Consider the following 24,954-nt stretch of genomic DNA (forward strand, 5'->3'; position numbering starts at 1 on the left):
TCCATAACAACCACTTATTATTGGTATGACCAATTACGATGGCTTATTATGAGTCGTTTTTTGGAAGCATGTGACAGGCCATCTTGAATTCGTTGCCGGATGTATGACAATATCTGAGGCAATGCCTAAGAACGCAGAAAAAGAGGCTCCCAAAAGTGGTTCGGGCCGCAACGGCGACCCGGTAAGCCTGAAAGATCTGGCTCTCCACCTAGGCCTTTCGCCGACGACGCTTTCGCTCGTGCTGAATGATTCGCCGCAGGCAGCATCGATCCCCGCGGAGACAAAAAAACGCATTTTCGACGGCGCTCGTGAATTAAATTACCGGCCGAATTACCTTGCTCGCTCACTCCGCGTACAGAAGACCAACACCATCGGCGTCATCGTCCCTGAACTGAGCGACGGATACTCGGCGATGGTCTTGAACGGCGTCGAGTCGGCTCTTTCGACTGCCGATTATTTTTATTTGACGGCGAGCCACCTGCACCGGGAAGATCTGCTCGAAAAGCTGCCGCGGCTACTGATCGAACGCCAGGTCGAGGGAATTATCGCGGTTGACACGCCCATCCGGTTTACGCCAACAATACCGATCGTCAATGTTTCAGGGCACGAGGAGATCGCCGGCGTGACCAACGTCGTACTAAATCACCAGCACGCAGCCGAACTCGGCATCGGCCATCTCTACAATCTCGGCCACCGTCGCATAGCCGCCATTAAGGGCCAGGATTTCAGCTCGGACACTAAGGTTCGTTGGAAAACAATGAACGAAGCAGCGAATAAACGAGGCATCTCGCTCGATCCGGCATTGACCGTCCAGCTCCAGGGCGATACGCCATCGCCCGAGGTTGGTTACACCGCAATGAAATCACTGCTCGCGAGCGGCGAGAGATTTACGGCCGTGCTGGCGTTCAATGATATTTCGGCGATCGGTGCGATCAGGGCTTTGGAGGAAATGGGTTTACGTGTCCCGGCTGACGTTTCGGTACTGGGATTTGACGATATTTACGCTGCCGCATTCCATAATCCGGCGTTGACGACGATTCGCCAACCGCTCTTCGAAATGGGAAATCTCGCCGCCCGTACGCTGCTCGAACGTCTCGCCAACCGCGGTGAAAGCAGCGTCGCCAAGACCGTCGGTGTCGAACCGACCATTATCGTGAGGCAATCGACCTCGCGCGTATCGCAATCATGAAGAAATTTGTTCTAACCGTTCTGTTCTTTGTTATAGCCGCGGTTTCAGCCGCGGGTCAAGCTCTGTACACCCGCGAAAAAGAGTGGGCGAATGAGATCAATGCCTTCCTCGAGATCGATAAAAAACAAAATCCGCCAAAAGATCCGATAGTTTTCACCGGTAGTTCCACCATCAGGATGTGGACGAGCCTGCGGCAGGATTTTCCGACGGTAAATGTGATGAATCGCGGCTTCGGCGGCTCGCGGCTCGATGATCTCGTTTTCTTCGCACCAAAGATCGTCGCTCCGTACAAACCGAAGATGATCGTCGTCTATTCAGGCGAAAATGACATTGAGGCAAAAGACCCTGCGGAGAACGCCCTTGAGGATTTCAAAGCGTTTGTCGCCTTTCGCGACAAGGCTTTGCCAAAAACACCGGTCATCTATATATCGATGAAACCCAGCATCCTACGCTGGAGTCTCTGGCCCGAAATGAAACGCGGCAACGACCTCATCCGCAACGAGATCGCCAAACACAAAAACGTCCGCTACGTCGACATCTCCGTCCCAATGCTCGGCCCGAACGGCGAAAAACCGCCGGCTGACATCTTCGTCGCCGACGGCCTACACCTTAATGCAAAAGGCTACGCAATAATAACCAAAGCCCTAAAGCCTTTCCTGAAATAACCACTGGAGCGCAAGCGAGACGCTAGCGAACCATCGTTATCTCACTCACGCCATCGGGAATTTCCGCCTTTACTCGCTTGGTCGCCGTGTCATAAGTAAATTTGATCTCACGCCCATCCGCCGCCATTTGCTTCGGCTGAGCAGCTACGCCGATGACCTCGATAAATTTCAAAGTTTGACCTTTGAACTCACCCGATCGACTGATCTTTATCGATCCCGGACGATGCTCAAAATTCAGGGTTCTCCACCCATTCTTCTGATACCCATAGCCATCTCCCGCGTCCTGATAAAGTGTCGCCGTACCAACCTTTTCCGGCGTAATTCCTGCGATGACCGTCAACGTCACAGGCTGCAAGGGCATTTCACCGGTATTCTGGATCACGCCCTGCGTCGGTATCATCGCTCCAGCACGGCCAAAAATAAGCAGCCGATCGAGCGGCGTGTCAACGGTGTATTCGGCTCCGCCCGCGAGCTTTTCGCCGGTCCACCAATTGACCCAATCCGTTCCCGCCGGTAAATAAACTCTCCGCGAACGCAAGCCTTCTTTCACGACCGGAGCAACCAGCAGATCGCTGCCGACGAGGTATTCATCCGAGACGAGGTACGTCTTTTTATCCGCCGGAAATTCGTACCACAACGGCCGCATGATCGGCGCTCCGGTGTTTTCATGCTCTTTGAAAAGCGTGTAAAGATAGGGTAGAGATTTGTATCGCAGTTCGACCGTCGAACGGTTTATCGCGGTAAATTCATCCCCGTATTCCCAAGGCTCTTTGTTCCCTGCCCAGCCAACTGAATGTGAACGGAAAAACGGCGTCAATGCCGCCGCCTGCATCCATCGGGCATATAGTTCGCCGCTCGGACGGTCATTAAATCCGCCGACATCGCCGCCAACGAATGGAACGCCCGAGACGCTCATGTTCGTCAGCATCGGGATCGTCATCGCAAGGTGATCCCAGCTCGCATAATTATCACCCGTCCATACCGCCGAGAACCGCTGAATTCCGGCAAAACCCGCGCGAGTCAGCACAAATGGCCGTTTTTCCGGAGCGAGTTTCTTAACGCCTTCAAAACTCGAGCGTGCCATCTGCATTCCAAAAACGTTGTGATAGCGCTTGTGCGTGTCCGGCAATCCGTCGCCTTTGTGCGGCGTGTCGTACGGGAAAGTCTTCGCCGGATGATGCAAAACCTCGGGCTTTTCGGTCTTGTCGTTCATGAAAACTCCGGGCTCGTTCATATCATTCCAAAACCCGGCAATACCTTCCGCGATGTGCCCTTTATACTGCTTGCCGAACCAATCGCGCGCCTTCGCATCCGTAAAATCCGGAAAGGCGCTCGCCTGAGGCCAGACATCGCGGTTCAGTTCGGTTCCGTCGGGATTCTTCACGAAAATCCCTTCCTTTTTACCGTCGCTGTAAACGTCGTATTTATCGACGACCTTGATGCCCGGATCGATGATCAAAACCGTCTGGATACCGTCTTTTTTCAGGTCCGCAACCAGCTTCGGCGGGTCAGGAAACCGTTTTTTATCCCAGGTAAAAACGCGATAGCCGTCCATGTAGTCGATATCGAGATACAGTACATCAAGCGGGATCTTGCGACTGCGAAAGCCATCCGCGATCTCGCGAACGCGCGATTCAGGAAAATACGACCACCGCGATTGCTGATTCCCCAGAGCCCAGATCGGCGGCAGGGGTGTTTTGCCGGTCAGGGTTGCGTAATCGGCGAGAACTTCCTTCGGCGACTTGTCCTTTGATCCGGTGAAAACGAAATAATCGAGTTCTCCGCCGTCTGCTCCGAATGAGTATTTACCGGGCGATCTCGCCCCCATATCGAACCAAGTGCGAAACGTATTATTAAAAAATAACCCATACGCCCGCCCTTCATGGAGTGCTGTAAAAAACGGGATCGACTGATATATCGGGTCGGTACCGATCGGATACGAGAACGTGTCCGTGTTCCAGTTGACGATAAATTTCCCGTTCCTCGACATCTCAGCAAACGCCTTTTCGCCGAAGCCGTAATAGGTCTCGACCTCGCTCCGCCGCATCATCGTGGTTTTGATCTCGCCGGTCGCTAAGTTGAATGCGGTCGGGTCGGATCCGTCGTTTTGAATCACGGTATTCCCTTTGTCGTCGATAACGCTGACCGAGAACGATCCTTTTTGGATCACGGCCTTCGTACCGTCAGCTTTGGTGAGCGTGATCGTGGACGCAGTTTGCGAAACGGTGATTTTCGTATCTGCAAACTTCGCGGCAGGATCGATCGCGAAAGAAAAATCGCCTTCGAATTTCCCGCTCGGGGCAACTCTAACCCGGATCACATTCGCCCCGAAAAATTCGACCAGAACTTTCGCCTTGCTTGATGTGTCGAGTACCACGCCGTTGGCTTTAGAATTCGTGACCTTAGTCACGCGGCCGACGGTTTCCCACGCGGCAAAAACGCTGCTGCAAAGAAACAAAATAAGGAGAAAAGTTGACGCTATTCCTTGGTTTATCCGATGGGTTTTCTGCTTGCTCATATTGTTCGAGTTGGTTTTATTTTAAATCGCTCGCTCGAATAACTTATACTTGATTTCTATGTCCGAATCCATTGCCATCGAATCAACTTTAAGTGAAAGCCGTCTTTTTCCGCCACCGCCTGAGTTTGCGGAAAACGCTCATATCAAAAGCTTTGCGGACTACGAAGCCCTGTATGCAGAGGCGGCGGCGGACGTTCCGGCTTTCTGGGCTAAGCAGGCGGAAAGTCTCGATTGGTTCAAAAAATGGGACACGGTCCTCGAGTGGAACGAGCCGTTTGCAAAATGGTTTGTCGGCGGCAAGATCAACATTTCCTACAACTGCCTCGACCGGCATCTCGCGACCTCGCGTAAGAATAAGGCCGCGATCATCTGGGAAGGCGAGACCGGCGAGATCAAGACAATCACATATCTCCAACTTCATCAGGAAGTCTCACGGTTTGCCAATGTCCTGAAAAAACTCGGTGTCAAAGCCGGCGACCGCGTCGCATTGTACATGCCGCTCCTTCCCGCCCTCTCGGTCGCGATGCTGGCGTGTGCGCGGATCGGTGCGGCTCATACGGTCATTTTCGGCGGATTTTCGGCGGATGCGATTCGCGACCGCGTCAATGACTGCGGCTGCAAACTCATCGTTACCGCCGATGGAGGCTATCGCCGCGGAGCTGAGATCAAACTCAAAGACGTCGTCGACGAAGCAGTCGTGGGATGTCCCGGCGTCGAAAACGTCGTCGTGTTCCAGCGAACAAACTCCAAAGTCTCTATGACGCCCGGCCGCGATCACTGGTGGCACGAACTGACCAAGATCGTCGGTGCCGATTGCCCTGCCGAGGAACTCGACAGCGAACATCCGCTCTTTATTCTTTACACTTCGGGCACGACCGGCAAGCCAAAAGGCATCCTGCACACGACCGGCGGCTACCTGACGCAAACAGCATACACCTCGAAGATCGTTTTCGACCTGAAGGACGACGATATTTTCTGGTGCACGGCCGACATCGGCTGGGTCACGGGCCACAGCTACGTCGTTTACGGGCCGCTGGCGAATGGAGCGACGGTTTTCATGTACGAGGGAGCTCCGAACTATCCCGATCTCGACCGATTCTGGGACATTATCGAGCGGCACAAGATCAATATCTTTTACACCGCACCGACCGCGATCCGCGCGTTCATTAAATGGGGCGAGCAATATCCGCTCAAACACGATCTGTCGTCATTAAGACTTCTCGGAACTGTCGGCGAGCCGATCAATCCGGAAGCCTGGATGTGGTATCACGCGATCATCGGCAAACGAAAATGCCCTATCGTCGACACCTGGTGGCAGACCGAAACAGGTTCGATAATGATCAGCCCGCTCCCCGGAGCAACTCCGACCACGCCGGGAACCGCGACGCGTCCGATCCCGGGAATTATGCTCGACATAGTCACAAAAACAGGCAAACCGGTCGGCCCGAACGAGGGCGGCTACCTTGTCGCGACACATCCATGGCCCTCGATGCTTCGCACGCTCTGGGGCGATGACGAACGCTACAAGCAGGCATATTGGTCCGAAATTCCGGGTTTCTATTTCGCCGGCGACGGAGCACGCCGCGACCAGCACGGCTATTACTGGATCATGGGCCGAGTCGATGACGTGATCAACGTCAGCGGCCACCGCCTCGGCACCGCCGAGATCGAATCAGCGCTCGTCTCGCACGAATCCGTCGCCGAAGCCGCCGTCGTAGGCCGTCCCGACGATCTCAAAGGCCAGGCGATCGCCGCATTTGTGACACTCGAAGGTACTCACGTCGGCAGCGACGAGCTCAAAGAAACCCTGCGAGCCCACGTCGCCCACGAGATCGGCTCACTCGCCAAACCCGACGACATCCGCTTCACCGACATGCTGCCAAAGACGCGCTCCGGCAAGATCATGCGGCGCCTATTGCGCGAACTTGCCGCCGGAGGAAAGGTCGCGGGCGACGTAACGACGCTCGAAGATCTGTCTGTTTTAGAGAAATTGCGGCAGGATGAGGAGTGAAGGTGATCAAATACCTTCCCGAACTCTTATTCGATTTTCCTCAACTATCCAGAGCCGTCCCTGTAAAGGTTCTTCATCGAGTAGAGGAATCAGCCTTGTAACGTAGTCGATCACCGTAGCTTTGTCCTGTTGGCGGCTTCTAATTACAATGAGACCAAAATGTCTGTCAGGTGGATATGCTCGAATATCACTGAAATCCAGATCAAGCGTGATGAGGGCACGAGACTCCGCGGAGCAAACGGACAATAGGCGGTTATCCTCCTCGCCGACCATGTTCTGCTCGAAAACAGTCATCGCCTCATGGCCCGCTGATCTCAGAATAGAAGCCACTTCAACCGGCAGATTCTCATCGATCTTAAATCTCATGCGGCGGCCTGATCCGGAAAGAGAATTACCCTTTCCTTTGACAGCTCTGCTGCATACGCAAAAACTGCCTGGATATCCAGAGGCTGTAGGGAGGGATAGCTGGCGAGGATCTCAGATGTCGATACATTCGAAGCAAGATTGTCGAGTATTACCGAAACCATCACCCGGGTGCCTTTGATGCAAGCCTGCCCGTGGCAAACCGTCGCATCTGTCGAAATTCTGTCTCGCCAATTCATACCGTATTTCCTCCTGACCGAGATTATATCATCTCGAATTGTTCGCCCGATCATCGCGGCCAAACATTTGGTAGAATTTATAAATGAGTGAAAATCCTCCGCAATCACCCACTACCGAACTCGCCGAAACTGGCCGCGAATTTTACCGTCGCGGCTGGGCGCGTGGGGCGAGTGGGAATTTCAGCATTCTGCTGGCGCGCAAGCCGCTTCGGCTTTGCATCACGGCTGCCGGCAATGAAAAAGGCGCTCTTGATGAGACGAATTTTCTTGAGATAGATGACGATGCCGAGATCCTTCAAGGCTTTGGGCGGCCTTCGGATGAGACAGTTTTGCACCTTTCGATCTATCGATTGAGGCCGAAGGCACGCTGCATTCTCTATTCCCAGACCGTCTGGGGAATGCTGCTCGCTGACAAATATTTCGTTGACGGCTCTATAGTGATGCAGGGCTACGAAGCCCTGAAGGGCCTCTCTGGCCGTACCACTCACGACGAGATCGAACGCATCCCGATCGTCGAAAACGCCCAGGATCAGATCGCCCTCTCGCACGTCATCGAAAACGTTCTGCTCGAAAACCCCACGATCCACGGCATCTACATCCGCCGTCACGGCCTCTACACCTGGGGCGAAACCGTCGAAGACGCGAGGAAGAATGTGGATATATTTGAATTTATGTTCGAGGTTTTAGGACGCGGCACTCGGTAACATAAGTCAGAACCGCCTGCGTAAGCGGGCGGAAGCAACGCGATCATTTAGAACGATTTGTTCAACACGCGAAGCTTACTCCCCAACGTCGTTCCGCCCGCTTACGCAGGCGGTTTTGACCCGGTCGACAATTCAATCAAAATACAGCCAATAATGCTTTGCGCATCCGGGATTAAACCCGCTCCTGCACTGCGGGCAAATCGAATCACATTCAAAATAATCGGTGATCCTCAGCTGCTTCCCGCATTTACCGCATAAGATCGCCTTTGCGTCGCGTTCGCCAATCGGCCAAACCGCCGGCTCGTGATTGGCAACTGCGGCGTGACACTCAAAACACGGAAACCAACGGCCGCAGCATTTGAATTTGATCGCGATGATGTCGAGCTCGCTATGCCAGTGAGCGCAGCGAGTCTCGGCGTCAAGATCGACCCCATAAATTATCTCACCGAAGATCTCCGTTTGGCTCAACATTCTTAGATAGTAAATTGTAAATTGGTCGATTGTTAATTGGGCTATCTATTACCAATTAACAATCCCCCAATTTACAGATGACAATTGATTTAACACTGTACTGCGTTAAAGACGACCAGTTATCTGTTAAAATAACGTTATGGCAAATCTTGAAACAGCAACACTCGCGGCAGGATGTTTTTGGTGTGTCGAGGCAGTTTTTGACTCACTTATTGGTGTCGAAGATGTCGTTTCGGGCTATTCCGGCGGCCACACGGAGAATCCTACGTATCAACAAGTTTGCAGCGAAACCACCGGCCACGCTGAAGTGGTTCAGATCAAATTCGACCCCGAACAGCTCTCGTTCGCTAATCTGCTCCGAGTCTATTTCACCGTCCATGACCCGACCACGCTCAACCGTCAGGGCAACGATATCGGTTCGTCATACCGCTCCGCCATTTTCTACCACAGCGAAGCCCAGCGCGAAACCGCCGATCAGATTATCGCCGAGATCACGGCCGAAAGCATCTACGACAACCCGATCGTCACCGAGGTCACCGCCTTCGACAAATTCTGGCCTGCTGAGGATTACCACCAGGAATACTTCGCCAATAACCCCAACCAACCATACTGCGCCGCGGTCGTCGCACCAAAAGTAGCGAAGTTCCGCCAGAAATTCGTCAGCCGCCTAAAGAAATGACTGGAGCGCAAGCGTCCCGCTTGCCAACACTGCGGCTTCCGTAGTGTTCGGTCTCTCGATATTTCTCATCATCGTTTAACACGAAACTCTTAACACCGAGGAAGCCTCGGTGTTGGCGAGCTCGACGCTTGCGCTCCAGTCCCACTAGAGCTTTCCAAGCAACATCAGCACGCCGATCACAATAAAAGCGACAGCGACGATCCGCTGGAGCCATTCGGTCGGAACATACTGACTTAAAACGCCGCCTACTAAAACGCCAAGCAGCGTAACCACGACCAGAGCCAGCGCTGCGCCGAGAAAGACAGAGACCTTCGATTCCGTACTCGACGTCATCGTTATCACCGCGAGCTGCGTTTTATCGCCGAGTTCCGCCAAAAATAGAGTTAAGAAGGCCGTTCCAAATATTTTCCAATCCATACAGAATAGCTTACAAAAAGTTGGCTTAAGTTGGCGAAGTTGGAAGCGGAAAGAAGCGGCCCATCGCCAGCGGCGGAGAGCGGAAGCGGCCGGCGGCGGTGGAGCGGGCGGCGATGCCGGAGGAGACTGAACTGGCGATCCCGCTCACCTAGATCAAGAACCTCCGCGAACGGTCCCCAAAACCGCCTAAAACGACCTTTGACCAATCTCCTAAATACCTCTACCAAACTACCGTTCTATGGCCCACCAAGGGCAAAAACCGTTTTACCTATCTCGCCTTTCTGCATTCGGGTAATCACCAAGATTCTATTTGCTTGCATCTTTCGCTGATATGGTTCAAAATTCGCTAAAACAAAACCAAAGAGCTATCTTCACCAGAATTTTTCGTCCGATCTTTTTGTCGTTAAGAAATCTATGTCAAGTTCAATTTTCCGCACAAAATCCATCTCTCAGATCCAGGCCGACGCGGCCGCGGGACTGTTGGAACACGCCCAAGACTCCAAAGAACCCGGTACGCTTCGCCGTACGCTGGGTGTTTTCGACCTAACCATGATGGGCATAGCCGCGATCATCGGCGCAGGCATCTTCGCAATGGTCGGCAAAGCCTCGTACAACGGCGGCCCGGCGGTGGCTCTATTGTTTGTGTTTACAGCATTTGCGTGCGGTTTTTCGGCTCTGTGTTACGCTGAGTTTGCTTCTCGAATTCCGGTTGCCGGCTCAGCATATACCTACGCATACGCCTCGATGGGCGAGTTTATCGCGTGGATAATCGGTTGGGATCTGATCGTCGAATACGCCATCGGCAACATTGCGGTCGCGATCTCGTGGAGCGACTATTTTACAGGCCTTTTGAAAGGTTACGGCATTGATATACCGCTGCATTTTACGATGGATTTCCTCACCGCGAGGCGTGGCCATGCCGCCGTGATGGACGCGATATCCAGCGGCACCACGATCGACGTGTTAACAAAGGCGTGTGATGCAAAGGACGCAGTGGTCAGCTGCGGCCAGATCGACGGCTACCTCGCAACCTTGAGTGCTCCAAAACTAGGTTCGATCCCGATCGTCGCCGACCTTCCGGCCTTGCTCATAACCGTCGCGATCACAACACTTGTGTTCATAGGCATTCGAGAATCCAAGTTCGCGTCGAACATAATGACGGTTCTCAAGATCGGGATTATCCTGCTCGTTATCTTCCTCGGCTTGAATTACGTGCAGCCGGCAAACTGGTCGCCGTTCGCACCAAACGGATTTGAAGGGGTTTTAAAGGGAGTTTCGGCCGTATTCTTTGCGTACATTGGCTTTGACGCTCTTTCGACGACCGCTGAGGAATGTGTTAATCCGCGGCGTGACCTGCCGATCGCGATGATTGCTTCGCTGGTCATCTGCACTATTTTATATATAGCAGTTGCCCTCGTGCTGACCGGAATGGTGAGCTATACAAAGCTCGACGTAGGTGATCCGCTTGCCTTTGTTTTTGGACCTGAAGGTGCAAATATCCCCTGGGTTGCCGGTATCATTGCTGTCAGTGCCGTGATCGCTCTCGCAACCGTTTTCCTGGTGTTTCAGATCGGGCAACCGCGTCTCTGGATGGCGATGAGCCGCGACGGCCTGCTTCCCAAAATCTTCTCGTCGATTCATCCGAAGTTCAATACGCCATGGTTCGCAACCCTCGTAACGGGCTTTGTTGTCGCGATCCCCGCCTTATTCATGAACCTGACCGAGGTCACGGACCTTGCGAGTATTGGGACGCTTTTTGCGTTCGTCGTCGTCTGCGCAGGCGTTTTGTTTAAGGACAAGGAGTTCAGGGAAAGCGGAACGCGTTACGTTCCCTACATAAATTCGCAGTTCCTGCTGCCCGCCATTCTGATCGTACTTTTTGCCGCGATCTACTACTTCAACCCGACCGTTGTCAGCGATTTCTTAAAACTCGAACCGAAGGATGGCGAAACTATGCTCGGGGCTTTTTCGCACAAGATCCCGATGATCTTTTTCATCATCGTCGCGGTGTTGCTTTTTGTATTGAGTCTGACAAAAAAGCTTTCGCTGATACCGATCTTAGGATTGCTATCGTGCCTCTATCTGATGACAGAATTGGGGGTTACGAACTGGATCCGGTTCACCCTATGGTTGCTTGTAGGCCTTATAATTTATGCCTTATATGGTTTTCGTAACAGCAAACTTTCGACCGCAGAATCAGAAGCTGCTCAAAGCTAGCGAGAGTTTACAAATCTTTACAACAAAGGCAAAACTAATTGAGCTAGAATTGCGTCATACAAGCGGTTAACGAATCTAAATTAGGACAGGAGCACTATATCTCTATGAAGAAGAACTTTGTTTTGGCAGCAGCTATTGCGATGCTCGCAATGGCATTCACCGCGTCGGCACAAAAAGCCCCCGCAGACTTCAGCGGCAAATGGAACCTCGACCTCGCAAAATCGAAATTGACCGACCGTGAGAAAACATCGATCGAGTCGCAAACTGTAACGATCACGCAGACTGCAGCAGACATTAAGATCGAAACCGATACCAAACGTATGGCACCGGCAGGTGGAGCACCACCTGCTGGTGGCCCTCCAGGAGGTGGTGGTGTACGTATGGGTGGTGGCGGTGGTGCTCAGGGTCCGCAGACTTTTACCCTTGGCAAAGAAACAACCACCGATCAGCAGATGGGCCAGAATACGGTTCCTGTCACAGCAGGCTCGAAATGGGAAGGTTCGAAGCTTGTCACTTCACGTTCGTTCACAATGAACGGACCAAACGGTGAGATGAAGAGCTCAACCAAACAGACACTTGAGCTTGGAGCTGATGGCAAATCGTTGACGATCACGGTTGAATCGACTGGAATGCAGGGTGCGACGACCTCGACCCGTGTTTACACGAAAGGCTAATAACTAACTTCTGTTATTAGAAAGGCGGGCTTTCGAGCCCGCCTTTTTTAGTCTTCAAATCGAATTTCTTCGATTATCTCTTTCATGTATTTCTTTCCCTGTTCAAGATCTTCTCGTTTCAGCGATACAGCTCCGACAACGGCGTGTCCGCCGCCACCGTATCTTTCGCAGATCTCGGCGATGTTATGGGTTCGCGGCCGAGGAGCCCAAGGGTTGGAGCCGACCGAGATCTTAGTGCGGAAATCGCTTCGCGTGAGCGAAACCGTATAGGTGGTTTCGGGATAAAAATAATACGGAATGAACTTGTTGTAGCCGTCAATCCCTGTATCTGTCAGATCAAATCGCACCACGCCGCGTTCGTAAACAGCACGCTCCTTGATCAATTTCACGGTATTCCAATGGCGTTCGAGGATCGGTTCGAGTTTTTCCTGGATCTCGTTGCTCTCGACGATCTCGTCCAGCGTCCGAGCTGTTAAAGAGCGGATAATTTTCTCGACAAATGCAACATCTTTTTCTCCCTCGATGACCTGCATTAGTTTTAAAGCGGACGACCGTAGCTCGACGCATTGGGCCGGCGATTCGTATAGTGCTCCGTCAATTATGTGCGCCCATTCGATCAGTTCGGCGAGCGATTCGTCTTCGAAACCGTACTTCTCTTTGGTGACTCGAGCAATGAACTCAGCGCACGATTTACTGGTCGTATCGAGGAATTTCTGACCCGAAGTATCCGCCAGAAAGTGCTGTTCGTCCTCCTTCGTAAGAAACGCGGATTGATGATGGTCGAACCACCACGTCAGCCGTTCGTCGGGACAATATTTGAAATCGACGATGGCATTTTCATCGCCGTCGAACTGATCGCGGTCAAACGCATTTCCCGCCCTATGCATTGTCGGCGTGTATGCTACCTCGGCATTTGGATCTATTTTTGCGTGAAAAAACTTGGTAAAGATGGCAGCCGATGACACGCCATCGAAACAATTGCCGTGATAAAGTATTCTTAGTTTCATGGATAAATGCAGCCGCCGAGCGGCAAAACATTTTAGGCTAGAGTAAGGAAAATGGTTAGTCAAGGGATGTGGGTATCAAATGGAGTCCCTGGATGCGAAAATATGCGTCCCTGCGTATGACCAGAAAGACATTCGCATGACCAGGGACGTATCGTTCCTGACCGCTTGGGGCACAACTCGATCATGGCCATCATGCTTTTAGGAACACGCATTCACTCCCAGCATCAGGTCGCCCATTAAATATGTCATCAAAGACCCGGCGCTATCGCATTTGCCTCGCGAGTGATCCTCGACTTATTCTTTGAGATTGCGGAACAAAAATAAACGGATGAACGATACAAATTTCAGGATCAGGATCGCTGCACCAGACGATGCAGCGCCACTGATAAGTTTCAACCAGGCGATGGCCCTCGAAACGGAAGGTAAGCAGTTGGAGGCGAAAAAGATCACTTCCGGGGTCGAGGCTGTTTTTGCCGACGAGAAGAAAGGTTTTTATGTGGTCGCTGAATTTGAGGACAAGATCGTCGGCGGCCTGATGGTCACTTATGAATGGAGTGATTGGCGTAACAAATGGTTCTGGTGGATCCAAAGCGTTTACATTCTGCCCGAAACTCGAGGACAGAAGCTGTATAGCCGCATGTACGAGTTCGTTAAACAGCAGGCTGCCGCGGCCGGAAACGTTTGCGGTTTCAGGTTGTATGTCGAGACCGAAAACGCCCACGCACAAAAGGTCTATGAGGCTCTCGGAATGGCATCGTCGCATTATCTGATGTACGAAGAAGAGGTATGACAAAGATCACCGAAGCCGAATTTAAACGGATCTGTGACGGGATATACGAGGATCGCGTCAGCATTATCAAACATAACCCGATCGGCCCAGGCGAGGAGATCCTGCTATGGATGCTGTTGAGCTGTTTGATCAGTTATCTCAATCTCTCGGACATCGAAACGCCATGTTTTACGGGAAAGCCTGACGCAAATACTTACCGCGAGGCTATAAACTTCGTATTAAGAGATCGGCGTACCGGGGATTTTGAGATCACGAAGTTTTTTGACCTATTTTCCGATGCTAGTTGAGAAATTTATAATAACGCCGTTTCAGCAAAATACGCGAGTTATAGTTTGCGAGGAAACAAGAAAGGCGATCTGCGTCGATCCGGGTGAACCGTGTGAAGAGATCGTTGATTTTCTAAATAAAAACAAGTTTGAGCTTCAGGCAGTGACACTGACCCACGGCCATCTCGATCATGTCGGCGGCACGAGTTATCTTGCCAAGATGTTTCCAAAGGCGGAGATAATTCTGCATAGCGCAGACGAAGGCCTGTATTACAGCTTACCTCAGCAGCCATTACTTATGGGCGTCCAACCGCATCAATTGGCGGCTCTTGGTTTAGATTACGACGATCCGCCAAAACTGACGCGTAATTGGCAGGACGGTGAGATCTATGAGGTAGGATCGTTGAGATTTTCTGTTCGACACTGCCCCGGACATACGCCCGGTCATGTCGTTTTTGCCGAAGAAAGTCAGAAACGCGTATTCGTCGGCGATTGCCTGTTTCTCGGCTCGGTCGGCCGCACCGATCTGCCCGGCGGCGATCACGATCAACTTATCGATTCGATAACAACAAATATCTTGTCACTTGACGACGAAACAGTAGTTTATTCAGGCCACGGGCCGGAAACAACGGTCGGCCACGAGAGGCAGACAAATCCGTTTCTAACCGGAGCGTACCAGATCGGCAAAGGCCGTTATTATTAATTAGGAGCATGAGTATGAAGAGAATTTTTGCATTCGCTGTTATCACGTCGCTATTGAGCCTATCGGTTTTCGCTCATGGCGATAACAGCCATTTCTCAAACAAACAAGAAGTGACCGTCAAGACTCAAAAGGTCGGCGGCAATGTTTATATGCTGCAGGGACGTGGCGGCAACATTGGCGCCGTTGCCGGGCCGGAAGGCATCCTGATCGTCGATGACGATTACAAAGCCGTTTCTCAGAAGTTAAGCGACGCCCTCAAGGAGCTTGGATCACCAGTACCCAAATTCATCCTAAATACGCACTGGCACGGAGATCACACGGAAGGCAACGACTTTTTCGGCAAGCAGCAATCGATCATAATTGCTCACGCAAACGTAAGAAAACGCCTGCTCGATCCGCCGGTTATCTTCGGCCAAAAGACGGCTCCGTACGCCTCTCACGCGCTGCCGATGCTTACTTACACGGAATCGATGACGATACATCTGAACGGCGAAGAGATCACGCTTCGGTATTACCCGAATGGCCATACGGACGGCGATTCAGTGGTGTTTTTTAAGAATGCGAACGTCGTCCACCTGGGAGACGATTTTTTTGTCGGGCGTTTTCCGTTCGTCGATATCGACAGCGGCGGCAGCGTTCAGGGAATGATAAATAACGTTTCGTCATTGCTCAAGACGATCCCGTCCGATGCGAAATTGATCCCGGGCCATGGAGCTCTCGCTACAACGGCCGACCTGCAAACGTATCGCGATGCACTCGCGGACACAGCAAAGATCGTGCAGGATGCGATGAAAAAGAAGAAAACGCTCGACGAGATCAAAAAAGCCGGATTACCGGCAAAGTTCGACTCGTTCGGTAGCGGATTTATTAAGACGCCGCAGTGGATAGAAACGATCTATCGCAGCTATTCGAAGAAATAAAAAAGAGCAGGCCACTCGGCCTGCTCTTTTACTTGCTCATTGGCGATTTAACCAGTTCTTACGCGACGGTAACGTCTTTGTTTAGATAAACGTCCTGAATTGCATTCAGGAGTTCGACGCCTTCGGCCATTGGGCGTTGGAATGCCTTTCTGCCGGAGATCAGGCCCGTGCCGCCGCCGCGCTTATTGATCACGGCTGTGCGAACTGCATCGGCGAGATCGCCCGCCCCCTTTGATTCTCCGCCTGAATTGATCAAGCCGCAGCGTCCCATGTAGCAATTGGCAACCTGATAGCGAACAAGATCGATCGGGTTGTCGCTGGTCAGCTCGGTATAGATCTTAGGATTTGTCTTGCCGTAGCTGCTCTCGGTGTTGAGCATGTTATAGCCGCCGTTTCGCTCCGGCAGTTTCTGCTTGATGATGTCAGCCTGGATCGTGACGCCTAGGTGGTTTGCCTGGCCGGTAAGGTCGGCAGCCGTGTGCATATCACCTTCAGGGCCTTTGAACTTCGGATTGCGAAGATAGCACCAGAGGATCGTCGCCATTCCGAGTTCGTGGGCGTAGGCAAAAGCCTCCGCTACCTCAGTTATCTGGCGTGTTGATTGGTCGGAACCAAAGTAGATCGTCGCTCCAACGGCAACGGCTCCCATATTTTTCGCCTGCTCGATCGTACCGAACATGACCTGATCAAATTGGTTTGGGTAGGTCAGCAGTTCGTTGTGGTTGATCTTCACAACGAACGGTATCTTGTGAGCATATTTGCGAGCGACTGTCCCGAGCACGCCGTAGGTCGATGCGACGGCATTACAACCGCCCTCGATCGCGAGTTTTACGATGTTCTCGGGGTCGAAATACATCGGGTTCGGTGCAAAGCTCGCCCCCGCCGAATGCTCGATCCCTTGATCGACGGGCAGGATCGACAAGTAACCCGTACCGCGTAGCCGACCGTTGTCATTCAACGTTTGAATGCTGCGCAAAACACTCGGATTGCGGTCCGAGTTCGCCCAAATGCGGTCGACGAAATCACTGCCGGGAAGGTGAATGTTTTCCTTTGGAATGGTTGTGGAAACGTGGTTCAAAAGCGAGTCGGCATCGGCACCGAGTAATTCCTGAATTTTGGCTAGATCGACGGACATTAAGTTCTCCTTACAAAATTAGTTGGTGAATTTCTATCTAATAATATACAACGCATTGCCCGGCATGTTAACCGTCGAAAAACTCAGGGTAGAATTTTCATGAACTTTTACCCTACTCGCGGTCTTCTCAAGTCAAATAAAAAACCGTCCGGCACTACCAACGTACCGGACGGCCTTTTGCTTTTTTTACATCAGCAACCTACTTGCCTGCTGGATTTCCATCGGTGTCGAGGATCGAGATAGTTTGGCCGAGTTCCTTTAGGCCGGGCTCGATGACCTTGCGGTCGCCGACGATGACGATAGCCATTTTCGACGGGTCGAGGTATTTGTTGGAGACGCGTTCTACGTCGGCCAGCGTGACCGCACCGATCTTTTGGATGTATTCGTTAAAGTAAGAATCCGGCAGGCCGTAAACGACAAGTGCGGCGAGCTGGTTCGAGATGCCGCCGACCGTTTCGAATGCGCTCGGGAAACGGCGGATGAACGATTGCTTGTTAACATCAAGCTCAGCTTGAGTGACAGGGCGTGCACCGCGCATTCCGTTGATCTCCTTAAGAAATTCCTGAACCGCTTCCTTGGTAGAGATCGTCTGGATCTCACCCGAAGCCGAGAACGGCCCCGCACCGCGACGCGGCGAGAAGCGGCTGTAAGCTCCATAAGTGTAACCCTTATCTTCGCGAAGGTTCATGAAAAGTCGGGCTGTACCGCCGCCGCCGAGAATGGAGTTCATCACCTGAACGGCGAAGAAATCGGGATTGCTGCGTTCGATACCGACGGTACCGATCGAGACCGACGATTGAGCTGCACCCGGTTTGTCGACAATGTAGATCCCGGGTTTTGCCATCATTTGCTGTTCGGCAATGCTCGAAGCCGAAACATCGCCTGGCTTCCAGTCAGCAAAGGCCTTTTCGAGCCGCGCTTTGACTTCGGCTGCCTGAACGTCACCGACGACGATCAAGGTCGAGTTATTCGGACGGTAATTCGCTCTGAAGAAATTGGCGAGGTCGTCACGGGTCATCGCGGCAACGGTCTTTTCATCACCCGTCAACTGACGGCCATATACCTGGTTGCCATAGAGCACCTTGTCGTAAACCACGCCGGCAACTGCTGTCGCGCTCGCCTTTCGCTGACGGAACGAATTCAAGAGGCGTCCTTTCGTTGATTTGAATTCAGCTTCCGGGAAAGCCGCATTCATGATCTGATCGGAGAAATAGCCAAGTGCGGTGTCGAGGTTTTTTGTGAGCGTTTGCATTGAAACCGTCGAGGTATCGAATGACGAACCTGCATTCACTGACGCTCCGATCGCCTGCAGCCCATTGGCGATATCCAGTGCCGAACGGGTCTTCGTACCTTGGTTTAGCATCGAGGCCGTCATTGACGCAACGCCAGATTTATCTGCGCTTTCGAGAGCACCGCCCGCATTGACGACGAGATTCATCGAAACTATCGGCAGTTCGTTCTGCTTGACGATCCAAACGTTGAGGCCGTTCGAGAGCTTTGTTTTCTCTATCGCCGGCAGGCTAAGCTTCGGATCCGGTCCGGGTTTGGGAAGCATCGCTTCCTGCTTGGCGATCAGAGCGGTGTCCTTTTTCTTGGTCTCCGTCGAAGCGGGCTTGTCAGCTTTGGCCGGCGGCGGAGGTGTCTTAGACGGTACTGCGGACAGAACGAGATGGTTTGCAGTGAGGTACTTGTTCGCGACGCGTTTTACGTCCTCAGAAGTGACCTTTCTGTAGCGGTCGAGATTTGACTGAAAATAGTTCGGCTGGCCCAGATATCCGGCATAGTTGGTGAGGGCACTTCCTTTGCCGAAAACTGTCTGCAGGCCATAAATCGCCTGCGCCTCACGCTGCGTTACCGAACGTGTGATCTCGTCAGCCGTCGGGCCGTCTTTCTTGATCCGCTCAAGTTCCGTGTTGATCGCGGCCTCGATCTCGTCCAGAGTTTTACCCGGACGGGCGGTCGCGGAGACCTGGAAAAGCCCTGCGATCTCGTTGGTGTTGTTACTGGCGAAGACGTTAGCGACAAGCTCATTCTTGTAAAGCAAATTGCTCTGGAGCCGGGAACCGCGTCCGCCGGACAGTATGTTGGAAAGCACATCGAGTGGAGCTTCGTCCGCTGCGTAGGCCGGAACTGAGGCCCATGTGAGCGAGATTCGTGACGCGTTTGCGAAAGGATCTTCGTACGACTTTCGCACCACGCTCGAGAGTTGAGGCACCGGAAGGTTGGGCCGGACGATCGGCTGGCCGGCTTTCATGCCGCCAAAGTACTTCTCGATCCAGGCCATGGTCTGCTTCTCGTCGAAATCGCCCGAGATCGCCATGACCGTATTATTAGGCACGTAATAGGTTCGGAAAAAAGACTTTACATCTTCGAGCGACGCGGCAGAGAGGTCTGCCATTGAGCCGATCACGTCCCAACGGTAAGGATGGCCCTCGGGGTACATTACCTCATAGGTCATCTCCGACATTGCTCCGTAAGGTACGTTATCGACGCGTTGGCGACGCTCATTTTTAACGACATCGCGCTGATTATCGAGCTTTGCCTGGTCCATCGCGGCGAGCAAGTTGCCCATGCGGTCGGCTTCCATGTAGAGCGTTCGTTCGAGCATGTTAGACGGTACGGTTTCGTAATAGAAGGTGCGGTCCTGATCGGTCGTACCGTTGACGCTGCCGCCCATCTCATCAACCGCACGCCAGCCGTCGATAAAATTCCCTGAGCCCTGAAACATCATGTGCTCGAAAAGGTGGGCAAAACCGGTGCGGCCATTCGCTTCGTTCTTTGAGCCGACGTGATAGAACATGTTCACAGAAACGATCGGTGTCGAACGGTCCTGATGCATCACAACGGTCATCCCGTTTTTCAGCTTGTACTGTTTAACGTTGATCGGGGGCAGCTTATCGCCCTGGCCGAAAACGGGTGCCGTCGATGTAATGGCAAATATCAGAAAGAAAAGAGACAGGAAAGTGCGTCGCATGTTTAACTCCTTAAAGACTCGGGCGATATGCCGAAAAAAGCCAAAGGACACCTGCCTTTAAGACAGATGCCCGCTAACTAAATTTTGAGATTCCAGATTGTGTTACGGAGACTAGCTTGTCTTGGTTTCAACCGTTGCGAGAGCGGCGATCTTTTCGCGTTTCGAGACCACCACGCCGCCTGGCTTCTCGACGGTGATGGCGAACATTCCTGGCTCGACCGCCTTCAGCTTGGCATCGATCGGGATGATAACCTCGCCATTTTCGGCAACGTCGAAGGTTCCGCCGTCGATTGGCGTGGCCTTATCCTGCGTCTTGTCGAAGATCCACAGTTGATAGGTCTCTTTGGCCTTGTCGTTTGCCGGCAAGCCCTTGAAACGCATGTAGCCCTGCTGCTTTTCATCGCTCCAGACTACGTCACCTGAGAGATCTTTCAGCTCTTTAACGTTTCCTGCAGCCCAATTCGCCTTGATAAGGCCGGCGGTCGACTTCAAAAGCTCTTCCCGCAATTCGCCCGGTGTTTTAACTTTTGGTGTTTCGACCGTGACAGGATTAACAGCCAACTGCTGCGGCTTAGAATTCGTTATATAAATGTTTACGGCAAGGGCGATACAGGCCGCGAGAGCCGCCGTCCAGCCAAGCCACCCGAACCATCCGGAGGCTGGCCGCTCGTTCTCGTCGGTCTTGTAGACCGGAGGCCACGGAGATTCCTGACCAACTAATTTTTCGGCGTTCGCAGAGATCTTGGCAAATAGATGATCAGGCATCGGCACGACCTCGCCAAAATCGATCATGCTGATCGCAGCGGCTGTCATCTCGAGCGATCGAAACTCAGCATCAGCCGTTCCGGGATCGATCTGACCGAGCTGCATTTCCTCTGCTTCATCCAGCCCGTATATCGCCTTCTTGGTAAGAAGATCGAAGAGTAGTTCATTCTTTTCTTCGCTCATGCTCTCACCTCCTGAGACACGCTCGACCCACCGAGCCCTAAATATTCCCTGACCTGCAAGATTCCACGCCGTGCGTGCGTTTTGACGGTGCCCAGCGGCATTCCCGTTGCATCTGATATCTCTTGGTGGGACATCCCCTGAACTATTGATAATCTAAGCACCTGCTGCTGCTCCGGCCGAAGCGTACGCATCGCCTCCGCCGCCTGCTGTGCTTCAAGACTGACCTGCATATCTTTGTCGGCTCTCGTGAAAGGTTCGAGCAGAACATCGTCCAGAGAATCTGCAGAAATACGGCGGGAAGAAAATCTGATCTTGTCGATCAGGCGGCGGCGAGCGATCATCGCGATGAATGTCGTTTCCGACGATTTCGTCTCGTCGAACCGTTCGGCATTTTTCCAAATATCAACGAAAATTTCCTGCACAGCGTCCTCCGCGTCATCAGGATTTCGAAGCATTTTACGCGCGATGGACCATACGAGTCCGCCGTACTTTTTCAGGCAGTCCTGAACAGCGCTTCTGTCTCCCTCTGCTATGCGTTGTAAGATCGCTTGGGTCACAAATTATTCTTGAGAATCATTTATCTTCCTAAAGCTACCTTATTTTATCCGCAGTTGCCAACCGCTGTGTGAATCACAGTCTCGGCGTCAACGTAATAGATTTCGCAGACAAAATAAGATTGGATTCAGGCCATCGAACCAGCCTCTTTCCGCGTCGAAAAGATAGAAATAACAAACAGTGTCAAAAGAACGAACGACGTAAGTGCTGACAATAGGCAGAACTGGCAAAACGCCCCTATCAACGCTCCCTGCACATAAACCAGGTAAGCGGACGTAACCGCCATTATCGCAACCTGCACACCGAAAAGCTTCCACATGCGTCCATCACCAAACGCCGTCAACAGAGCCAGCGAGAACGCTGCAAAGTACGCGGCCGCTCCGAATGCTGCAAGCGGAATTCCGCCGATCTCGGCCCATTGACTGTTCAACACCTGTTCACAGCCTTCGATGATGCTGCATGGAACGGGTTCGGCTGTGTAATGGTGGACCGTGAGATATATAGAATCAGCAATTCCAACAAGCGCAACGACCGCGGCTGCAACGGGCAGTTTAGCGATCGAAGTCGACGGTGATGTATCCGGAATATCTGGATCCATTATTTACCGGTATTGGCCGCGTTAGCTGCAGGTGCCGCACCAGGCTCTTCCTTTGGCGCGGTTCCTTTCTGAAGTTCTCCATCAATGATCACTTTCAACTTCGGAACGGACATCTCGGCATATGGAACCGAGATCCCATTGATATAGAGTGTCGGGGTAGAATTCACACCGATCGCCTTGCCGCGAGCAAGGTCGGCATCAACCCGCCCTTTGGCAGCGATACCTGCCATATCGGATTCCCATTTAGCGACGTCGATACCGATCTTCTCCGCATAGCCCTTCCACATTTGCTTATAGGTGGGTGCGGCGGTCCAGGCTTGCTGATTGGTAAAGAGAAGATTCTGCAGGTCCCAGAATTTACCCTGCAGCCCCGCAGCCTCGGCAGCAACAGAAGCCTCGTATGCTTTGTCATGAGCAGGTATCGATAACGGATAATTACGATATACGAATTTGATACGTGAGCCGTAAAGAGACTTTATCTCGTTCATTACCGGGTGAGCGGCAGCGCACGACCCGCACTGAAAATCTGCAAACTCCTCAAGCGTAACGGTCGCAGCCTGCGAACCGACCATGTTCGGCGGAGAAGCTCCCGGAGGAGCGTTAGGCGGAATTTTATCTTTATCTTTAGGGGCCGTATTCGAATTAGTATTTTTAGCCACGTTGCTATTTGCTGTGCCTGATTTCGATGTGCTGTACAAATACCATGCCCCGATCAACGCAACGACTAGTACTCCGCCAATAATAAGAAACGGTGTATTGCTTTTAGGCTCTTTGCCTTTGCTCTTAATTTCTTGTGTCATAGGAAAATAAAATCTACTTCACCGCCCTGATGCGCTTATTGCCAAGGCGTTTCTCTTCCATTTCGTGGAGCGTTTCGACCACTTTTTCGTAAATACCGTCAGCGTCGAGCCCGTAATGTGCCATCAGCAGCTTAGGGTCACCGTGCGTAACGATCTCATCAGGTACGCCCATTCGAACAACCTTTATTTTATCGGAAAAATCATTTTCTTCAAGCATCTCGAGAACGGCAGAACCGAAACCACCTGCGAGATACGCGTCCTCGACCGTAACGATCAGGCCCGATCTTTTGGCTATGCTGAGGATCAATTCGTCATCGAGCGGCTTAACGAACCTAGCGTTAATGACCGTGGCGTCAATGCCGTCTTTCGCTAAATTATTCGCAGCTTCGACTGCCGGATAGACCATCGCACCATAAGCAATTATCGCGACGTCGTCTCCGTCTCGGAGGATCTCGCCCTTGCCGATCTCCATTTTCTTAGGGGCAGCACTGATATCAACGCCAAAACCGTTGCCGCGTGGATACCTAATTGCCGCCGGTCCGGGATGATCGATCGCGGTGAGCATCATGTCACGCAACTCGGCCTCGTCCTTCGGAGCCATCAGAACGATGTTGGGATAGCCGCGAAGGTAAGTGATATCAAGCAATCCGTGATGGGTCGGTCCATCGGCACCGACGATGCCCGCACGGTCCATCGCTATCGTGACGTTCAGATCCTGCAGGCAGACGTCGTGGATCACCTGATCGAATGCCCGCTGCAAGAACGTCGAATATATCGCCGCGACCGGCTTTAATCCCTCGCACGCCATACCGGCGCAGAACGTGATCGCATGCTGCTCGGCAATCCCAACATCGTAGGAACGCTCGGCAAATTTCTCAAGAACCTTATCGACCCCAGTTCCGTCGGGCATCGCGGCGGTGAGGGCGACGATCGTTTCGTCTTTCGCCATCAACTCGCACATCGTGTCGCCGAAGACCTGTGTATAAGTAGGAGCGGCAACCTTGCTCGATTTGTACGGCAAGCCTGTTTTCGGATCGAACGGGCCGGTCGCGTGGTATGCGTAGTAGTTTTTCTCGGGGTTAGGGAATCCTTTTCCTTTGGTCGTCAAAGCATGAACGATGACGGGGCCGTCATCAATTTTCTTGGCGTCTTCCAACGCTCGTACCAACGCCGCGACGTTGTGGCCGTCGACATAGCCGATGTACTTGAAGCCAAGCTCATTAACCAAGGCTCCGGGCAGAACGGCGGCTGCGATAGCGTCCTTGAATGATTTCGCCGCCCGGCGAAGCGATCCGCCGATGCCCGGCACACTTCCGAGTGCGTCGCCGATCTCTTCTTTAAGGTGTTGATAACTCTGGGCTTCCTTTATTCTGCCGAGATAGCCGCTCAGGCTGCCGACGGCCGGGGCGATCGACATGCCGTTGTCGTTCAGTATAACGATCAGGCGTGATTTCAGATGGCCGGCCTGGTTGATCGCCTCCATAGCCATTCCGCCCTGCAAAGACGAATCGCCGATCATCGCACATACGTGAAAATCCTTTTTCTTAACGTCACGAGCGACCGCCATTCCAAGCGCCGCCGAGATAGAGGTCGAGGCGTGGCCCGCGCCGAATGCATCGTATTCCGATTCATCACGGCGAAGAAAGCCCGAAAGCCCGCCATACGTTTTTATCGTGTGCAGTTGGTCTCGGCGGCCGGTAAGTATCTTGTGCGCGTATGCCTGATGGCCGACATCCCAAACGAGCTTGTCATTCGGCGTGTCGAACACGTAATGCATCGCAACAGCCAATTCGACTGCACCCAGGCTCGCACCTGTATGACCGCCGACACGCGAACACGTGTCGATAATAAATTGACGAACCTCATCCGCGACCTCCTGAAGGTCATCGACCTTTAATTGGCGCAAATCGGCGGGTGAATTAATCTCTGATAAAAATCTCATCTAAAAGAACCACTTCAATTACTTTCAAATGTCGCATTTTAGCTAGCCAAAAGGCAAATCAAACAGAGCTTGAATCTTTACATTTCTTTACCCCGATCGGCTAAAAAACCTCAACCAAAGGCTATCGGCGCGCGTCAAAGTAGGGACAGGCGAAAGCTTAATATTAATT

General features: G+C 52.4%; 24 protein-coding genes. 11 read left to right on the plus strand and 13 right to left on the minus strand.

All coding sequences use genetic code 11. The features are described from left to right. Positions 1-121: 121 nt before the first annotated feature. Together IPG22_03185 and IPG22_03190 are read left to right on the plus strand one after the other, a co-directional pair. Entirely contained in the window at positions 122-1,189 is a 1,068-nt protein-coding gene (locus tag IPG22_03185; protein MBK6587311.1) for a LacI family DNA-binding transcriptional regulator, read from the plus strand. Further along, the gene (locus tag IPG22_03190) at positions 1,186-1,854 is read left to right on the plus strand and encodes a hypothetical protein (GenBank protein MBK6587312.1); all 669 of its coding nucleotides are present in this window, start codon (positions 1,186-1,188) and stop codon (positions 1,852-1,854) included. Before IPG22_03185 ends, IPG22_03190 begins: the two co-directional genes overlap by 4 nt. A gap of 22 nt (positions 1,855-1,876) precedes the next feature. Here the strand turns inward: IPG22_03190 and IPG22_03195 are convergent, their stop codons facing one another. After that, positions 1,877-4,372 (minus strand): DUF4968 domain-containing protein, encoded by a 2,496-nt coding sequence (locus tag IPG22_03195; GenBank protein MBK6587313.1) that lies wholly within the window; start codon positions 4,370-4,372, stop codon positions 1,877-1,879. A gap of 58 nt (positions 4,373-4,430) precedes the next feature. Between IPG22_03195 and acs the strand changes: the two genes are divergently transcribed. Next, on the plus strand, positions 4,431-6,383 hold the full coding sequence (gene acs / locus IPG22_03200) for an acetate--CoA ligase (protein ID MBK6587314.1): 1,953 nt from the start codon (positions 4,431-4,433) through the stop codon (positions 6,381-6,383). Between the two features lie 6 nt (positions 6,384-6,389). On the opposite strand, the gene IPG22_03205 is transcribed toward acs, so the two are convergent. After that, positions 6,390-6,749: a DUF5615 family PIN-like protein gene (locus IPG22_03205; GenBank protein ID MBK6587315.1), complete on the minus strand. Its 360-nt coding sequence runs from the start codon at positions 6,747-6,749 to the stop codon at positions 6,390-6,392. Then, entirely contained in the window at positions 6,746-6,985 is a 240-nt protein-coding gene (locus IPG22_03210) for a DUF433 domain-containing protein (GenBank protein ID MBK6587316.1), read from the minus strand. Before IPG22_03210 ends, IPG22_03205 begins: the two co-directional genes overlap by 4 nt. Positions 6,986-7,068: 83 nt before the next feature. On the opposite strand from IPG22_03210, the gene mtnB reads away from it, so the two are divergent. Further along, positions 7,069-7,689 carry a methylthioribulose 1-phosphate dehydratase gene (gene mtnB, locus IPG22_03215; protein MBK6587317.1) on the plus strand — a complete coding sequence of 207 codons (621 nt, stop codon included), beginning with the start codon at positions 7,069-7,071 and terminating at the stop codon, positions 7,687-7,689. A 132-nt stretch (positions 7,690-7,821) separates the two neighbouring features. Here the strand turns inward: mtnB and IPG22_03220 are convergent, their stop codons facing one another. Beyond that, a complete protein-coding gene (locus tag IPG22_03220; protein MBK6587318.1) occupies positions 7,822-8,160 on the minus strand; it encodes a hypothetical protein in 339 nt (112 codons plus the stop codon). A 139-nt stretch (positions 8,161-8,299) separates the two neighbouring features. Between IPG22_03220 and msrA the strand changes: the two genes are divergently transcribed. After that, positions 8,300-8,839 carry a peptide-methionine (S)-S-oxide reductase MsrA gene (gene msrA, locus IPG22_03225; protein MBK6587319.1) on the plus strand — a complete coding sequence of 180 codons (540 nt, stop codon included), beginning with the start codon at positions 8,300-8,302 and terminating at the stop codon, positions 8,837-8,839. Between the two features lie 144 nt (positions 8,840-8,983). Here msrA and IPG22_03230 read toward each other — a convergent pair whose 3' ends face one another. Further along, positions 8,984-9,256 carry a TMEM165/GDT1 family protein gene (locus tag IPG22_03230; protein ID MBK6587320.1) on the minus strand — a complete coding sequence of 91 codons (273 nt, stop codon included), beginning with the start codon at positions 9,254-9,256 and terminating at the stop codon, positions 8,984-8,986. A 414-nt stretch (positions 9,257-9,670) separates the two neighbouring features. Here IPG22_03230 and IPG22_03235 point away from each other — a divergent pair, with 414 nt between their 5' ends. After that, positions 9,671-11,473 carry an amino acid permease gene (locus tag IPG22_03235; GenBank protein ID MBK6587321.1) on the plus strand — a complete coding sequence of 601 codons (1,803 nt, stop codon included), beginning with the start codon at positions 9,671-9,673 and terminating at the stop codon, positions 11,471-11,473. A gap of 104 nt (positions 11,474-11,577) precedes the next feature. Further along, positions 11,578-12,147, plus strand: a complete 570-nt coding sequence (locus IPG22_03240) for a hypothetical protein (protein ID MBK6587322.1) — start codon at positions 11,578-11,580, stop codon at positions 12,145-12,147. A 47-nt stretch (positions 12,148-12,194) separates the two neighbouring features. On the opposite strand, the gene IPG22_03245 is transcribed toward IPG22_03240, so the two are convergent. Next, positions 12,195-13,154 (minus strand): phosphoesterase, encoded by a 960-nt coding sequence (locus IPG22_03245; protein MBK6587323.1) that lies wholly within the window; start codon positions 13,152-13,154, stop codon positions 12,195-12,197. A 328-nt stretch (positions 13,155-13,482) separates the two neighbouring features. On the opposite strand from IPG22_03245, the gene IPG22_03250 reads away from it, so the two are divergent. The 4 genes from IPG22_03250 to IPG22_03265 are packed head-to-tail and all read left to right on the plus strand — an operon-like array spanning position 13,483 to position 15,833. Next, positions 13,483-13,944: a GNAT family N-acetyltransferase gene (locus IPG22_03250; protein ID MBK6587324.1), complete on the plus strand. Its 462-nt coding sequence runs from the start codon at positions 13,483-13,485 to the stop codon at positions 13,942-13,944. Further along, entirely contained in the window at positions 13,941-14,231 is a 291-nt protein-coding gene (locus IPG22_03255) for a hypothetical protein (GenBank protein ID MBK6587325.1), read from the plus strand. The genes IPG22_03250 and IPG22_03255 overlap by 4 nt, the downstream gene beginning before the upstream one ends. Continuing rightward, the gene (locus IPG22_03260) at positions 14,221-14,913 is read left to right on the plus strand and encodes an MBL fold metallo-hydrolase (GenBank protein ID MBK6587326.1); all 693 of its coding nucleotides are present in this window, start codon (positions 14,221-14,223) and stop codon (positions 14,911-14,913) included. Before IPG22_03255 ends, IPG22_03260 begins: the two co-directional genes overlap by 11 nt. Positions 14,914-14,927: 14 nt before the next feature. Next, positions 14,928-15,833 carry an MBL fold metallo-hydrolase gene (locus tag IPG22_03265; GenBank protein ID MBK6587327.1) on the plus strand — a complete coding sequence of 302 codons (906 nt, stop codon included), beginning with the start codon at positions 14,928-14,930 and terminating at the stop codon, positions 15,831-15,833. A gap of 58 nt (positions 15,834-15,891) precedes the next feature. On the opposite strand, the gene IPG22_03270 is transcribed toward IPG22_03265, so the two are convergent. From IPG22_03270 to IPG22_03300, 7 genes are all read right to left on the minus strand, one after another. Continuing rightward, complete coding sequence (locus IPG22_03270) at positions 15,892-16,968, minus strand: class I fructose-bisphosphate aldolase (protein ID MBK6587328.1); 1,077 nt, start codon at positions 16,966-16,968, stop codon at positions 15,892-15,894. Positions 16,969-17,167: 199 nt separating this feature from the next. After that, positions 17,168-19,942 carry an insulinase family protein gene (locus tag IPG22_03275; protein MBK6587329.1) on the minus strand — a complete coding sequence of 925 codons (2,775 nt, stop codon included), beginning with the start codon at positions 19,940-19,942 and terminating at the stop codon, positions 17,168-17,170. A gap of 111 nt (positions 19,943-20,053) precedes the next feature. After that, complete coding sequence (locus IPG22_03280; protein ID MBK6587330.1) at positions 20,054-20,890, minus strand: anti-sigma factor; 837 nt, start codon at positions 20,888-20,890, stop codon at positions 20,054-20,056. Next, the gene (locus IPG22_03285; protein MBK6587331.1) at positions 20,887-21,447 is read right to left on the minus strand and encodes a sigma-70 family RNA polymerase sigma factor; all 561 of its coding nucleotides are present in this window, start codon (positions 21,445-21,447) and stop codon (positions 20,887-20,889) included. The genes IPG22_03280 and IPG22_03285 overlap by 4 nt, the downstream gene beginning before the upstream one ends. A 125-nt stretch (positions 21,448-21,572) precedes the next feature. Then, positions 21,573-22,043, minus strand: coding sequence for a vitamin K epoxide reductase family protein (locus tag IPG22_03290; protein MBK6587332.1), 471 nt, complete (start codon positions 22,041-22,043; stop codon positions 21,573-21,575). Then, positions 22,043-22,843 carry a thioredoxin domain-containing protein gene (locus IPG22_03295; protein ID MBK6587333.1) on the minus strand — a complete coding sequence of 267 codons (801 nt, stop codon included), beginning with the start codon at positions 22,841-22,843 and terminating at the stop codon, positions 22,043-22,045. The genes IPG22_03290 and IPG22_03295 overlap by 1 nt, the downstream gene beginning before the upstream one ends. 13 nt (positions 22,844-22,856) lie before the next feature. After that, positions 22,857-24,785 (minus strand): 1-deoxy-D-xylulose-5-phosphate synthase, encoded by a 1,929-nt coding sequence (locus IPG22_03300; GenBank protein ID MBK6587334.1) that lies wholly within the window; start codon positions 24,783-24,785, stop codon positions 22,857-22,859. Positions 24,786-24,954 lie beyond the last annotated feature (169 nt).

Source organism: Acidobacteriota bacterium, from assembly GCA_016703965.1.
Classification (GTDB): domain Bacteria; phylum Acidobacteriota; class Blastocatellia; order Pyrinomonadales; family Pyrinomonadaceae; genus OLB17.